General features: G+C 69.0%; 12 protein-coding genes and 1 tRNA gene. 6 read left to right on the top strand and 7 right to left on the bottom strand.

Annotated features, from left to right (window positions below):
• Positions 1–39 precede the first annotated feature (39 nt).
• The 3 genes from J9314_RS15600 to J9314_RS15610 are packed head-to-tail and all read right to left on the bottom strand — an operon-like array spanning position 40 to position 3,835.
• Entirely contained in the window at positions 40–1,629 is a 1,590-nt protein-coding gene (locus J9314_RS15600; protein WP_210603242.1) for a hypothetical protein, read from the bottom strand.
• Positions 1,626–2,855 carry an NAD-dependent epimerase/dehydratase family protein gene (locus tag J9314_RS15605; RefSeq protein WP_210603243.1) on the bottom strand — a complete coding sequence of 410 codons (1,230 nt, stop codon included), beginning with the start codon at positions 2,853–2,855 and terminating at the stop codon, positions 1,626–1,628. The genes J9314_RS15600 and J9314_RS15605 overlap by 4 nt, the downstream gene beginning before the upstream one ends.
• Positions 2,852–3,835, bottom strand: a complete 984-nt coding sequence (locus J9314_RS15610; RefSeq protein ID WP_246490429.1) for an MTAP family purine nucleoside phosphorylase — start codon at positions 3,833–3,835, stop codon at positions 2,852–2,854. Before J9314_RS15610 ends, J9314_RS15605 begins: the two co-directional genes overlap by 4 nt.
• A gap of 269 nt (positions 3,836–4,104) precedes the next feature.
• On the opposite strand from J9314_RS15610, the gene J9314_RS15615 reads away from it, so the two are divergent.
• Complete coding sequence (locus tag J9314_RS15615) at positions 4,105–5,469, top strand: molybdopterin-dependent oxidoreductase (protein ID WP_210603244.1); 1,365 nt, start codon at positions 4,105–4,107, stop codon at positions 5,467–5,469.
• The gene (locus tag J9314_RS15620) at positions 5,466–6,029 is read left to right on the top strand and encodes a hypothetical protein (protein WP_210603245.1); all 564 of its coding nucleotides are present in this window, start codon (positions 5,466–5,468) and stop codon (positions 6,027–6,029) included. Before J9314_RS15615 ends, J9314_RS15620 begins: the two co-directional genes overlap by 4 nt.
• Here the strand turns inward: J9314_RS15620 and J9314_RS15625 are convergent.
• Genes J9314_RS15625 through J9314_RS15635 form a run of 3 tightly spaced genes read right to left on the bottom strand, consistent with a single transcriptional unit; the run spans position 6,004 to position 8,167 of the window.
• Positions 6,004–6,684, bottom strand: a complete 681-nt coding sequence (locus J9314_RS15625; RefSeq protein ID WP_210603246.1) for a methyltransferase domain-containing protein — start codon at positions 6,682–6,684, stop codon at positions 6,004–6,006. The two genes, J9314_RS15620 and J9314_RS15625, sit on opposite strands and share 26 nt — an antisense overlap.
• Positions 6,681–7,382 (bottom strand): TIGR04282 family arsenosugar biosynthesis glycosyltransferase, encoded by a 702-nt coding sequence (locus J9314_RS15630; protein ID WP_210603247.1) that lies wholly within the window; start codon positions 7,380–7,382, stop codon positions 6,681–6,683. Before J9314_RS15630 ends, J9314_RS15625 begins: the two co-directional genes overlap by 4 nt.
• Positions 7,379–8,167: a glycosyltransferase family 2 protein gene (locus J9314_RS15635; RefSeq protein WP_210603248.1), complete on the bottom strand. Its 789-nt coding sequence runs from the start codon at positions 8,165–8,167 to the stop codon at positions 7,379–7,381. Before J9314_RS15635 ends, J9314_RS15630 begins: the two co-directional genes overlap by 4 nt.
• Before the next feature lie 122 nt (positions 8,168–8,289).
• Between J9314_RS15635 and J9314_RS15640 the strand changes: the two genes are divergently transcribed.
• The 4 genes from J9314_RS15640 to J9314_RS15655 all read left to right on the top strand — a co-directional run bounded on the left by J9314_RS15640 (position 8,290) and on the right by J9314_RS15655 (position 14,027).
• Complete coding sequence (locus J9314_RS15640; protein ID WP_210603249.1) at positions 8,290–9,036, top strand: response regulator transcription factor; 747 nt, start codon at positions 8,290–8,292, stop codon at positions 9,034–9,036.
• Positions 9,036–10,202, top strand: a complete 1,167-nt coding sequence (locus J9314_RS15645; protein WP_210603250.1) for a sensor histidine kinase — start codon at positions 9,036–9,038, stop codon at positions 10,200–10,202. The genes J9314_RS15640 and J9314_RS15645 overlap by 1 nt, the downstream gene beginning before the upstream one ends.
• A 93-nt stretch (positions 10,203–10,295) precedes the next feature.
• Positions 10,296–11,642: an MFS transporter gene (locus J9314_RS15650; protein ID WP_246490430.1), complete on the top strand. Its 1,347-nt coding sequence runs from the start codon at positions 10,296–10,298 to the stop codon at positions 11,640–11,642.
• 372 nt (positions 11,643–12,014) lie between these two features.
• Positions 12,015–14,027, top strand: a complete 2,013-nt coding sequence (locus J9314_RS15655; protein ID WP_246490431.1) for an ABC1 kinase family protein — start codon at positions 12,015–12,017, stop codon at positions 14,025–14,027.
• 392 nt (positions 14,028–14,419) lie between these two features.
• Here the strand turns inward: J9314_RS15655 and J9314_RS15660 are convergent.
• Positions 14,420–14,495, bottom strand: a tRNA-Thr gene (locus J9314_RS15660).
• Between the last annotated feature and the right edge of the window lie 7 nt (positions 14,496–14,502).

Consider the following 14,502-nt stretch of genomic DNA (forward strand, 5'->3'; position numbering starts at 1 on the left):
CGTCAGGTCTGTGGACAGCCTAGGACGAACGGAGCCGTTTCACCATGAGCTGTGCACGAGATGGGCAAGGACGAGGGCGAAGACGAGCTGCGTCGACAGCAGCCACGATCGGGCCCGCACCGGGACCGCGGCCAGAGAGACGAGCAGCCACGGCACCATGAACAGCCAGATCCGCTCCACCTCGGCGCGGCTCATGCTCGACAGGTCTGCGGCGATCACCATTCCCACTGCGGCGGCGGAGAGGATGCCGATGGTCCATCGGCCGTCCTCACCGGTCCCACCGGCCCCACCGGCCCCATCGGTCCCACCGGCCCCATCGGTCGCATCGGTCGCATCGGTGCGCAGCGTTCCTTTCCGTCCTGCGGCGGGAAGGGATCGCAGTGACCCGTTCCATATTGCGACGAGGCGGGATCGCAGTGCGGGCACAACCGCGGTCAGGCCGGCACCGAGTGCGGGACCGGTTGCGCACAGAAGTGCCGCGAGGTTCGCCCACAGCCAGTAGCCTGCCGGCCGACTCGCGGCGAATCCGTCCCAGTACCTCTCGCGCAGCACCGGATAGGCCTCCCACCAGAAGAAGCCTCCGGCTGTGAAGAGGGCGACGACGGCCAGCCCTCCGACGATCAGCCACGACAAGGGGCGCAGGGTGCGGGCAGCGGCGAACACCGCGAGGACGACGAGGCCGAGCAGCGGAAACCCGTAGCTCGAATACGCCCCGAGACCGAGGAGCACACCGGCGGCGAGTCCGCCGACGACTGTTCGCGGTCGGTTCGATCCCGACTCGGACCGCATCGTCGACCAGGCGAGGACCGCAATCGCCCACGCTCCCGTGCTCGCGAAGACGGCATCGGCGGAGACCGCGAGCCAGATCGCTGCGGGAGCGCTGGCCAGGAACGGCGCGAGACTGCGCGCCCCAGCCTCGGCGCCGAGGCTGCGCAGGGTCCACATCACCGCGGCGGGAATCGTCGCGGCAAGGACGGTGATGACGAGGCCGATCCCCCACGCCGATCGCACCCCGACGGCGACGAGGAGTGCGAAGAACAGCACGGCCCCCGGCGGATGCCCGGCGAGGTGGACCGGAAGATTGTCCGCTGCCGCGAGCGGGATGCGCGCGACATACCCGGACAGCAGGTCGGGGATCGCCGAGGGCAGGCCTACGTCTGCGAGCGCCCGGGCGGTGGGCAGATACTCCTCCGCGCTGTTGAGGATCCCGCCGAGGTGGTCGAACCCGTCGACCGCATCCAGGGCGAGCATCCACGCCGCGGACACGAGGGTCGTCCATGACAGCAGGGGCCACCAGCGCAGACGGCCGGTGAGGCGAGGGCCCCAGACGAGCACGACTGCGGCGATGACGAGGGCGATGGCACTCCCGGGGCCGATCCGCGGCCGGAGTTCGGCGAACAGCGGCGCAGCTGACAGCGCCTTGACGTCCCAGCCGGTGCTCGGCGGCACGATGATCGCGACGACGATGAGGATGAGCGCGGCGAGGACGCCGATGAGACTGCCCCTGCCCGAGCGTGCCCGCGCCCTGCTGGCACCTGTCCACGTGGCGGAATCCCCGGTCGGTGAGGTCGAGTCTCCGGTCGGTAGGGCCGCGTCTCCGGCCGACGGGGTCGGGTCTTCGTCGATCACGGCCAGCCAGTCGGTTCAGTTGAGCTTCCGTTAGGCGGGCGGGCGCTGTCTTCGGCGGACGGGCCAGCACTGTTGCCGGCAGGCGGGCGAGCGCTGCTGCCGACCGGTTCGCGCATCGGAGCGCGGGCGAACTCGGCCATCCCTTCGGCGAAACCGATCCGAGGTCGCCAGCCCAGCTCGGTGCGGATTCGCTGTGCCGAGGCGGTGATGTGGCGGACGTCGCCGAGGCGGTACTCCCCCGTGATGACCGGTTCGGGTCCGCCGAGGGCCGAGGACAGGGCTTCGGCCATCTGACCGATGGTGGTGACATCACCGCTGGCGACGTTGAAGGCCCGCACCGTGCCCGGCCCCTGGGTGCGAGCGAAGTCGAGGCCGGCGATGTTCGCGGAAGCGACGTCGCTGACATGGATGAAGTCACGACGCTGTGCACCGTCTTCGAAGACGCGCGGTCGGCCTCCCGCCTGCAGCACCGAGCGGAAGATCGAGGCGATTCCGGCGTAGGGAGTCCCCTGCGGCATATGGGGTCCGTAGACGTTGTGATAGCGCAGGAAGACGGCGCGGCCGCCCGTCGCCCGCGCCCAGGCGGCGGCGAGCATCTCTTGGCCGAGTTTCGTCACGGCGTAGACATTGCGGGGGTCGGGTGTGGCGTCCTCGCTGATCAGCTCCGGGGTCAGCGGGGTATTCGTGCGCGGAGAGACGGGGTCGAATCGTCCCGCTTCGAGATCGGCGATGGTCCGTGGACCGGCGTCGATGGGACCCTGTTCGTCACGGTAGGCGCCCTCGCCGTAGACGACCATCGAGGACGCGAGGACGAGATCCCTCACACCATGCCGGGCCATCGCGGCGAGGAGGATCGACGTCGCCAGTTCGTTGCTGGCGACGTAGTCGGGACTGTCTGCGAAGTCGACGCCCAATCCGACCTTCGCCGCCTGGTGACTGACGGCGTCGATTCCCGGCAGCACCTGGTCGAGAACCTGCGGATCGGCGACGTCACCGCCGACGATGCGCAGGTCGGCGGACGCGGGCGCGCCGAGTCCAGGGCCGGTGAATTCCTCGCCGAAGCGTCCGAGCAGCTCGGCGGCATCCACCGCTCCGGCGTGGACGTCGGAGCGGAAGCTGTCGAGCACAGTGACCTTCCAGCCCTCGCGTAGGGCCGCGGCGACCACCTCGGCGCCGATGAACCCGGCGCCCCCGGTGACGAGCAGGTGTGGACGGGACGCGGTCACGGGCGGACCACCTCGGCGAAGGATCCGTCAGCGACGGGGTCTCCGGCGACCGGCCTGTCGGCGACGGGATCCCCAGCGACCGGCCTGTCAGCGACCGGGAGGGCGAGGATCCGACGCACCACTGCGTCGGGCACGAGCCTCGGCGGCGCGAAATCGGATCCGATCGCGGTGACGATCGCAGACAACGCCGCGAGGATCCTCGGTCGGGCGGCTGCGAGCCGGTGGAGGACCGTGTCCGCATCGACCGCCTCGGCGCTGGTGGCCCCGGCATCGGAATCGGTGACGAAGGAGAGGTTGACAATGCCCATTCCCAACTCCTGGGCGAGCGCGGCCTCCGGATACTGGGTCATGTTGACGATGTGGGCGCCGGATTCGCGCAGCAGGCGGGACTCGGCGCGGGTGGAGAACCGTGGGCCTTCGATCACTGCGGTGGTGCCGCAGGCGGGAACGTCCTCGCCGAGGCTGCGGACGGCTGCGCGTGCAACGTTGACGAGTACGGGGGTGAACGGATCGGAGAAGGGAAGGTGGATGAGCATACCGTCACCGGAGTACGTCGCGGTCCGCTGCACGGTCCGGTCGAGCATCTGATCGGGAATGACGAAGGACCCCACGGGCATGTCGGGGCTGATGCCGCCGACCGCGCTCGAACTCACGACCGCGCGCACCCCGAGGGAGGCGAGCGCCCACATGTTCGCCCGATAGTTGATCTCGTGCGGAGCGAGCGTATGTCCGGCGCCGTGCCGGGTGAGAAACGCGATCCGTCGACCGCCGAAATCTCCCACCGTGACCGTGCCCGAGGGCGGGCCGTAGGGAGTCGACACATCGAGTTCGGTGCGCGAGTCCTCGTCGAGGAGGTCGTAGAGGCCGGAGCCGCCGATGACGGCGATCCGTGGTGGCTCGTTCGCCTCGGACCGTTCGCCGAGGTGGGGTCCCTCGTCGAGGTGGGGGCCGGTGCTCATCGATCGCGCGGTGTCGTCCATGTGTGCTCCCTCTGCCGAGGCTGCCGCTCGGCCGTGGTCGTGTCTGCTGTCGCTGTCGTCTCTGCAGTCGCTGCTGTCTCGCCATTGTGTCGTGACCACCTGCCCGAGGACCGTGCGATTTGCTTACGAGACGATGACAGAGGTGGAGCGTCGATGCCTGAGCCGAGGCGACCGGGCCGAGTCGACAGAGGCGGTGTCTCGTGCCCGCTGTCTTCGGACCGTAAGGAAATCGGGGCACATCACCGGCGCCGGATCCCTACGGTCGAATCATGCCGCGACGACACACCCCCGGCCATCTGCCGAACGACCGTCTCACCGAGCTCCGTTCCTCGGTGCGCGAGCGCCTGGGCGCGCCGAGGCGGCAATCCGTACACGAACACACGCCCGACTCAACGCACGAGCAGACGACAGACTCCGCGCAGAAGCAGACCCACGACTCGGTGCGCGGCCCGCGCACGGCCGTCGTCATCGGCAGGCTGCTCGGCCTCACGTTCGTGCTCTGCTTCGCCACCGGGATCTGGAGTCACTACCTGCAGGACCCGCTGCCGTGGATGCGGTTCCCCACCCGCCCGGCCGTGCTCTACCAGGTCACCCAGGGGGTGCATGTGGCTGCGGGACTCGCCTCGGTCCCGCTGCTCCTCGCGAAGCTGTGGACCGTCTACCCGCGCCTGTTCACGTGGCCGCCGATCACCTCGGCGATCCATGCGCTCGAACGCGGCCTCATCGGCGTCCTCGTCGCCTCGAGTCTGCTCGAGCTGACGATCGGCGTGATGAACATCTACCACTGGTATGCGTGGCCGTTCTCCTTCCGCACCGTCCATTACGCCCTCGCCTGGGTCATCGTCGGCTCACTCCTCGCCCACATCGCCTTCCAGCTGCCGACGATCCGCGAACATTGGAGGTCCCGACCCTCGCCGAGGCGGGGCGACGCAGCCGTGGACGTCGGCGAAGTGGACACGGACCCCGCACCGATTGACCGCGTGCAGACTGACCATGTGCAGGCCGACCGTGTGCCGGCTGACCATGTGCGCACGGCAGGGTCCGATCGTCGGGCGTTCCTCGCCTCGGTGGCCGCGGCGACCGTCGCCGTCGTCGGCTTCACCGCCGGTCAGTCGACGAGGTTCCTCTCCGCATTCAACCTCTTCGGTCCCCGCCGCTACGGGGACGGCCCGCAGGGACTGCCGGTCAACCGCACCGCCGCGGCCGCCGATGTCCTCACCACTGCCGCCGATCCTGCCTGGACGCTCGAGGTGAGGGGCAACGGCATCGTCCACGGCTTCAGCCGATCCCAGCTCGAGGCGATGGACCAGTCGACCGAAGACATTCCGATCGCGTGCGTCGAGGGCTGGTCGACCGCGGCGAGGTGGACGGGAGTCCGCGTCCGCGATGTCCTGACGCGGTCGGGAATCGACCCGCACTCACGATTGCGGGTCACGAGCCTGCAGACCCGCGGGGGCTACGCAGTCAGCGAGATGGGCCCCGAGTTCGCCGCCGACGAACTCACCCTCATCGCCCTCGGGCTCAACGGAGAACCCCTCGACCTCGATCACGGATATCCGGCCCGCATCATCGCGCCCGGACGCCCCGGAGTGCTGCAGACGAAATGGATCAGCACGATCGAGGTGATCGGATGAGGCCCCCGCTGCGCTCACGCGACATCACCCGCACGGCGCTCGTCATCGCCGGAATCGGATTCGTCGCCTACGGCGCGTTCCTCGTGCTCACGACCGTGGGGAGAGCAAGCATCATCGGGCTCGGCCTCTGGCTGGCCGCCGCTGTCATCGTCCACGACGGCGTCCTCGTCCCCGTCGTCACCGTGCTCGGGCGCATACTCTTCGGACCCCGAACCACCCCCGAGCCGGACTCCGCAATGACGTCGGAGTCGGCGGAACATGCTCGTGGCCACCGCATCCTCGCCGCGCACCGTCCTCCGCCTGTCCGAACTGCGCTCTCTATCCGAACTGCGCTCTTCGGTCACCGCGCCCTCGCAGTGACCCGGGCACTGTTGGTGGCCGCGAGTCTCGTCTCTGCTGTCGTCGTTCCAGAGATCTGGGCACAGGGCCGCGGGGTCGCGAACCCGACCATCCTGCCCGGTGATTACGCCGACAATCTGCTGGTGCTCTGGGGCGTGGTCGTGGCGGCCACGGCCATCGTGCTCACGATCGGCCTCATCGCCGCCCGTCGACGCCGGTGAGGGCGAGGAATGTGCGAGCCTGATGACTCCACGTCTCCTCGACGCGCAGTCCCACCTCGGCGGCGGTGCGAGCGAGGGCCGTGCTGCCGATCTGTGCCCAAGGGAACGCGGCACTCGTGCGGCCGCACCGGTCACGGACCTCGGCGAGGAACGATCGCGCCTCGTCCGGGCCCGCGGAGGTCTCGACGATGATGCGACCGCGAGGGTCGAGGAGTGCTCGCACACGGTCGAGCAGCCGCGCCGGATCTCCGCCGATGCCGATGTTGCCGTCGATGAGCAGTGCCGTCCCCCACCGACCTTCGAGCGGCAGGACGGCATCGATGTCGCGGCACAGCACCGGCAGACCGGCGTCCTGAGCGATGGCCACGGCCGTCGGGGACACGTCGATTCCGAGTGCGAAGTGACCGGAGGCGATCGCTGCCCGCACCATCCGCCCCGGCCCGCAGCCGAGGTCGATGACGGCACCCGCGGCTCGGCCGATGGCTGTGAGATCGGCGGCGTCGGCCTCGGCGGCATACCGGTCGACATCCATGAGCGTCGGCGCACGATCGTCGCCGATCCCGTGGAGGTAGAGGGCGCCACCCATCACCAGCGCCCGATCATACGGGCGGGCTCCGCCGTGGCCGAAACCCACGGGCGCCGCACTCACACTCATGATGCCTCCGCGCGGTCAGCAAGGCTTGCGCAGTCGGCGAAGTCTGCGACAACGTCACCGGTGGTGACGCCCGCGCGGACGGCAGCGCCCGCCCGATCAGCGAACTCAGCGAGCAGCGTGCCGGGCAGCAGCTGGGAGGCGGCGTCGAGGTCAGCGACCGTGTCGATGTCACGCAGGACCGGCAGCAGCGTCGTCCTCAGTCCGGCTGCGCGCAGCCGCTCGAGTTGGATCGCGCCCGTGTCCGCTCGGGACATCGGCACCCCTCTGACCAGGTCACCAACGGGTTCGCGCAGGCCGAGCGCCCAGAACCCGCCGTCCGCGGCCGGGCCGAACCAGGCGTCGCAGTCATCCGGCCACTCGGTGCTCAACAGATTGAGCACACCGCGGTCGAGCTGTGGTGAGTCCATGCCGATGAGCACGGTCGGGCCCGCACAGGCGTCGAGCACGGCGGCGATCCGCTCGTCGAGGTCACCGTCTGACTGGGCAACGATGTCCCACCCGGTGAAGTCCCTCGGCAGCCGTGTCCCGTCGAGGCAGAGGACCTTCCGGGTCCAGTCGAATCGGTCGACGGCGGCGGCGGTGATGTCGATGCAGGCGGCGGCCACCTCGGCGGCGGCGGTGAGGGTCAGCGGAGGACTGAGGCGGGTCTTCACCTTTCCCGGCACGCATTCCTTGGCGAGCATGATGAGCGTGGTCATCGTGTCTCCTCTCTGATCAGGCGGGACATGTCGGTGATCGCGGTGAGGGTGCCGCGCAGGGTGCCGGTGACCTTCGATCGACCCACCCGCGGCCGGTAGGTGACCGGGACTTCGCGGATGCGCAGGCCCGCAGTTCGAGCGCGGAGCACCATTTCGAGCGGATAGCCGCTGCGCCGGTCGGTGAGGTCGAGGGCGAGCAGATCGTGCCGGCGCATCGCCCGCATCGGTCCGAGGTCGCGGAGAACGATGCCGGCGCGCAGCCTGATGAGTCCGGCGAGCGCACGGTTGGCCAACCGGGCGTGCAACGGCCAGGCGCGCGGGCTCACGGCTCGCCTCCGACCCAGGACGAGGTCGGCTCGGCCCGCGAGGACGGGACCGGTCACCCGGTCGAGTTCGCCGAGATCGAAGGATCCGTCCCCGTCACAGATCGCGACCACCTCGGCGGTGGCGGCACGCACCCCGGCGTGCACGGCGGACCCGAAACCGCGCCGGGGTTCGACGACCACGTGGGCACCGTGGGCGCGGGCCACCTCGGCGGAGGCATCGGTCGAGCCGTTGTCGACGACGATGGCCCTGATCCCGTCCGGCAGGCCCGCAAGCACCCCGGGCAGGGCGGCCGCCTCGTCGAGGCACGGGAGGATCAGGTCGATGCGGGCACGGTTCGTATCGGCGCTGTGTGTATCGGCACGGTTCGTATCGGCACGGTTCGTATCGGCACTGTTCGGGTCAGCACTATTCGGGTCAGCACTGTTCGGCAGAGCCTGGTGCGGAGGTGATGTCGGCATGGTCCGAGACTAGGGACGACGGTGCCGCCCGAGACCGGTCGAATCCTTACGAAACGCAGACAAAGCGGGCATGCGGACGGTTTTCGTCGGCCGCAGACCGCCGCGCTTCCTACACTGGAACCATGACGCAACCCCCGCCCGACTCCGCCCTGCGCGATCGGCGGATCCTCCTCGTCGAGGATGATCCCACCGTCGCCGAGGTGGCCCGCAACTACCTGCGCAGCGCGGGATTCCTCGTCGACGAGGTCACCGACGGCTTCCAGGCCATCGATTCGGTGACCGCGGTCCGGCCCGACCTCGTCGTCCTTGACCGAAAGCTGCCGGGCATCGACGGCACCGAGGTGTGCCGCCGTCTGCGCACGTTCACCGACGTTCCGGTGCTCATGCTCACGGCGCTCTCGGCCACGGAGGATCGCATCGACGGGCTCGAGTCCGGGGCCGATGACTACCTCACGAAGCCCTTCTCCCCGCGCGAACTCGTCCTCCGGGTCCGTTCGATCCTCAAGCGCACCGTCGACGAATCCACCCCTGAGGCACCGTTCGCGCTCGGGCCCTTCCGTCTCGACGCCTCGGCGAGGAAGGTCAGCCGAGGAGGCGATCCGCTCGAGCTCTCCGCCCGGGAGTTCGACCTCCTCGCCTTCTTCCTCAAGCATCCGAATCAGGTCTTCGACCGGGAGACGCTGCTGCGGTCGGTGTGGGGCTGGGAGGTCGGTGACCTGTCGACGATCACCGTCACGGTCCGCCGCCTGCGAGAGAAGATCGAGGACGATCCCTCACACGCCACCTTCCTCACCACGGTCTGGGGCGCCGGGTACCGCTTCGACGTCGATGGTGCCGACGCCGAATCCGCTGCCGAGGGAGTGCGCTGATGCTGCTGCCTCTGCCCGACTCGGCGACGATCTTCGTCGTCGCGTTCGGCTGCTCCGGCATCGTCGGTGCGCTCGGGCTCCTCGCCCTGTGGCTGGCTCGGCGCCGCACCCTGACCATGCGCCTGGCCATCATCGTGGCCACGACGCTGTGCTCCGTGCTCGCGGGAATGGTCGCGATCGCCTCGGCGATGTACCTGTCCGAACACGACCTCTTCGTCTTCCTCACCGTGGCCGCCGCCTCACTCGTCTCGACGGCCGTCGTCACGCTGGTCCTCGGCCGCGTCGTCGCCAGGGAGCACCGGGACCTGCGGGCGCTGACCACCGAGGTGGGTCAGGGCCGCCGACTCAGCGCGACCCCCGACGCGAAGGATGCCTCGGAGACCGCGCGGCTGCGAGCCGAGCTCGTGGCCATGAGCAACCGGTTGGCCGATGCCCGCGACGAGGCGGCCGCGCTCGATCGCTCGCGACGCGAGCTCATCGCGTGGATCGCCCACGATCTGCGCACGCCGATGGCCGGCCTCAAGGCGATGGCCGAGGCCCTCGAGGACGGCATGGTCGACGATCCCCAGCGCTACTACGCGAACATGCGGGTCCAGGTCGACCGGCTCTCCCGCATGGTCGATGACCTCTTCGCCCTGTCGCGGATCCAGTCGGGCAGCCTCGAACTCGAATCCGTCGAGGTCGGTCTCTACGATCTCGTCTCCGATGCCGTGGCCGACCTGCGTCCCGTGGCCGCGTCGAAGCAGATCACCGTCGAGGCGCGCGGGCTCACGGACCTCACCGTCACGGGCGATCCCAAGGAGCTGACCCGCGTCGTCGAGAATCTGCTGATGAATGCCCTGCAGCACTCCCCCGACCGCGCCGAGGTGGTCCTCGAGACGAGCCGTCACAGCGACGGTCACGCCGTGCTCACGGTCTCCGACACCGGCGGGGGCATCCCCGCCGAGGCACTCACCGAGATCTTCACGACCGGGTGGCGCGGGACCCCATCGCGGACCCCCGACGACACTTCCGGGGACCACGACGTGCTCACCAGCGGTGCGGGGCTCGGGCTGGCGATCGTGCGCGGGATCGTCGAGGCCCATGCCGGCACCGTCGGCGTGACGAACACACGCGTGGGGGCCTGCTTCGAGGTGCGGCTGCCGGCGGCTGCTCCGCTGGGGTGAGTCAGTGCCTCCGCGGTAAGTCAGCCCCGGTGGGATGAGTCAGCCCCGCTGGGGCCGGTCAGGCTCGGCGCGGTGACGAACTAGACTGAACCGGTGCTCAAACCCATCCTGTGGCCGGTCCTCGCGCCGTCTCTGCTCTTTGCCGTCGGGCTGGGTGCGATCATGCCGATCCTCGTCCTCGGCGCGCTCACCTTGGGTTCGACCGCATCGTTCGCCGCCGCGATCGTCGGCATCATGGGGGCCGTGTCGCTGGCGGCCACGGTCCCGGCGGGAATACTGATCGACCGCCTCGGCGATTTCCGGGCGATGCTCGTGGCCACGCTCGCCGCCGTCGTCGTCCTCACCGCCGTCGTCGCGGCCTTCGTGTGGGACTCCCCGTATTCGCTGCTGATCTACACGATCGCGCTCATGCTCTTCGCCCCGGTCTCCGACGTGTGGAGTCTCGCCCGGCAGGCCGTCGTCGCCGAGGTCATGCCCGCGGCCGACCTGGCCAAGGCGATGACCGCGCTCGGCGGCACCCAGCGGGTGGGCAACCTCGTCGGCCCGATGGTCGGCGCCGGACTCATGCTGTTCATGCCGATCTGGTCGGTGTTCGTCTTCTCCGGCATCACCGCCGTCGCCGCGATCGTCATCATGGCGCTGCCGATCGCCCGGATCCCCGGCTTCGACGATCACCCGAGTCCCGCCTCGGCGGAGGATTCCGGCACAGGCACCGACACCGAGGCGGCCCTCGGCCAGCCGTCGACCGGTCCGACCGACCCCGGCCGGCACTCCGCGGGTGAGGGCCCCCTCGGTGAGCATTCCTCCGCCGAGGCGGCCCGGGGCGAGCGCAGGAAGAAGCGGGAGCGCCGCCCGCCCTTGGATGTGCGGTGGAAGTCCGTCGTGCTCGTCGGCATCACCATCATCACGCTCTCGGCCGCACGCGCCGCACAGCCGGTGGTCATTCAGCTGTGGGGCGTGGAGATCGGCCTGCACGAGTCCTCGATCTCGCTCATCATCGCCTTCGGGGCGGGCCTCGAACTCATCGTCATGTTCCTCGGCGCCTACATCAAGGACCACCTCGGACGGATCGCCACCCTCGTGGGGTGCCTGAGCATCTTCGGGGCCGGATTCATCATCATGGTCGTCCTTCCCGATCTGTCGGGAATGGTCATCGCCGCGGCCGTCATGGCCTTCGGCAACGGCCTCGGCGCGGGAGTGAACATGACGATCGGGGCGGACCTGTCCCCCGCAGTCGGTCGCCCCCGCTTCCTCGGCATCTGGGCGATCTTCAACAACGGCGGCAAACTCGGCGGACCGAGCCTGCTCTCCCTCATCATCACCCTGACCACGCTGAGATTCGGTGTGCTCTTTCCGGGACTCTTCGCCCTCCTCGGCGCGGTCTGGGTGCTCGTCTGGGCACGACAGATCGGACTGCCCGGTCGGCGACGCCGGGTCTGACCGGCGGGTCTGAGCGTCGGGCCCGAGCGTCGGCGGGTCTGAACGTCGGGTCTGAGCGTCGGGCCCGAGCGTCGGCGGGTCTGACCGTCGGGTCTGACCGTCGGGTCTGACCGTCGGGTCTGACCGTCGGGTCTGACCGTCGGGTCTGAGCGTCGGGTCTGACCGGCGACGGATCCGGCTCCGGTGCCGTACCTGACTCCAGCGCTGTCGCCGCTCCCGGCTCCGGAGGCTGTCGTCTGCCATGGACCCGAACCCCTGCACCACGCCCGCTCGCAGGTCCGCACCGACGGACTAGGCTGGTGGTGACCGTTTCGACGAGGTTCGGCCGAGCGTCCGAAGCTGCCGGCCCGATCAGGATCAGGAGAGTCATCGATGGAAGCCCTGGACGTCGGCGGATACGTGCTGGTCAGCCTGGCCGCGCTCGTCTTCCTCTTCCTCCAGTCGTGGTTCGCCGCCACCGTGGTCCGCCGCGTCGTCGGTGTTCCCACCGGCTGGCCGCGCACGCTCGCCGTCGGCCTCGTGATGAGCGCCGTCGTGGCCGTGACCGTGCAGTACCTCTACCGGGCCGGCACCGGGCAGAATTCCACCGGCCTCGACGTCTCGCCCGGAGTGGCGGTGCTGTTCACGGTGCTCGCCCTCGGGTGGATCTTCGCCCTCGGCGTCGGTGCCCTCGTCATGCTCGAAGCGGCCTTTCCCACCGGATCCCTGCCGAGCCCGCAGTCGCTGTTCTTCGGGTGGAAGTCCCGCCGGCGCCGCGCCCGCCGCTACGCCCAGGTCGTGTCCATCGCGGTCCGGCACGGCCTCGGTTCCCAGCTGCGCGGATTCGGCGGAGACTCGCCCGGCCGCGAGGTCAAAACCGCGCGGGCCCTCAAGGAATCCCTCGCCGAGGCGGGGGTGACCTTCGTCAAGCTCGGACAGATGCTCTCGACCCGCCGAGACGTCCTCCCTCCCGTCTTCGTCCGTGAACTCGAGACCCTCCAGACCGAGGTCACGCCCGAACCCTGGTCGGTCATCGAACCCGCCATCTCCGAACGTCTCGGGCGACCCATCGGCGACGTCTTCGCACGGATCGGCTCCACCCCGCTGGCGGCCGCCTCGGTGGCGCAGGTGCATGAGGCGACGCTGCTCGACGGCACGGAGGTCATCGTCAAGGTGCAGCGGCCGAAGGCCCTCAACCAGGTGACCCAGGACCTCGACATCATCCTGCGGCTGGCGTCGTGGCTGAACAAGACCACGTCATGGGGCAGGGACCTGGGCGTACGGTCGCTGGCCGCCGGATTCGCCACCACGCTCGAGGAGGAGCTCGACTACCGGATCGAACTCGACAACATGGCCAGCATCGAGTCTTCTCTGCGGCGTTCGGGGAAGTTCGACGTCACCGTACCCCACGGCTATCCCGAGCTCAGCGGCGAACGGCTGCTGGTCATGGATCGACTGCCCGGCAAGCCGGTGTCGCGGGCGGGGGCGCTGCTGACCGAGCTCAGTGATGCCGAACGCTCACGCTTGGCGACCACGCTGCTGGGTGCCACACTCGAACAGATCATCGGCGACGGGATCTTCCACGCCGATCTGCACGCCGGCAATATCTTCATCACGCCCGACGGAAAGCTGGGTCTGCTCGACTTCGGTGCGGTCGGTCGCCTCGATCCGGGCACGCAGACGTCGCTGGGGCTCATGCTCTATTCGATCGATCAGAACGACAGTGCCGGGGCCACCGACGCCCTCATCGAACTGCTCGGTCGGCCCGACGGTCTCGATGACCGCGAGGTCGAACGTGCCGTCGGCGAACTCCTGCTGCGCTACGGCGGCGGCACCCGCGCGTCACAGGGGCAGAAGCTCTTCGACGACCTGTTCAATCTCGTGCTCGCGCATCGGTTCTCCGTGCCGGCACCGATCAGCGCCGCCTTCCGGGCGATGGCCTCTGTCGAGGGTGCGCTGCTGACGATCGATCCGAGCTTCGACGTCGTCGCCGTGTCCAGGCGAGAGGGCAACAGACTCGTGCGGTCGAAGCTCAAGGGCACGAAGATCACCGATGAGCTGCAGCGTCGGGCGCTGCAGCTGATGCCGATGATCGATCGGATGCCCCGGCGCATCAACAAGATCACCGAAGACCTCGAGCAGGGCCGGTTCTCGATGAACATGCGTGTGCTCGAGAATCCCTCCGACCGCAGCTTCCTCACCAGTCTGTTCCAGCAGCTCATCGTCGCCGTCCTCGCCGGGGCCGCCGTTGTCGGTGCGATCATGCTCATCACCAGCGATGAGGGACCGCTGCTGACGAAGGACATCAACCTGTACTCATTCTTCGGCTTCGTGCTGCTCTTCGGCGGCTTCGTCTTAAGCATGCGTTCGCTCATGCTCGTGTTCAGACGCGACGGCGGCGGCTAGGGGCGTCGGCGGGCAGCGGCGTCGGCGGGCAGCGGCGTCGGCGCTGCCTCACGGACGGCTCGCTGGCGCCTGCGCCGAACTCAGCACGTGGTGCGCTCGAACTTCTCGCACCCCGCCCCGTTCCGCCCCGTTCCGTTGCGTGACTGTACATCGGAAGTGTGTACGTACTGATTTTATGCAGTACGTGTGCACATCCGACCTACAGTTGCGAAACCGCCCCCTCGCAAATGCGTCCAGCGGCACGACGACATCGATACCGTGGCGTCGAGTCTGGACCGAGCGAGGACCGAGGCGATATGAAGTGTGGGCAAAGTGTGGGCACGCTGCTACAACGGGGCATAGAAGAGGCCCCGCGTTCCGCTAGTTCTAGCGGATCGCGGGGCCTTCCCAGATGGAGCCCCCTGTCAGACTCGAACTGACGACCTTCGCTTTACAAGAGCGGTGCTCTACCAACTGAGCTAAGGAGGCGTGGTGC

Origin of the sequence: Brevibacterium oceani (assembly GCF_017948325.1) — a bacterium.
Lineage (GTDB): Bacteria > Actinomycetota > Actinomycetes > Actinomycetales > Brevibacteriaceae > Brevibacterium > Brevibacterium oceani.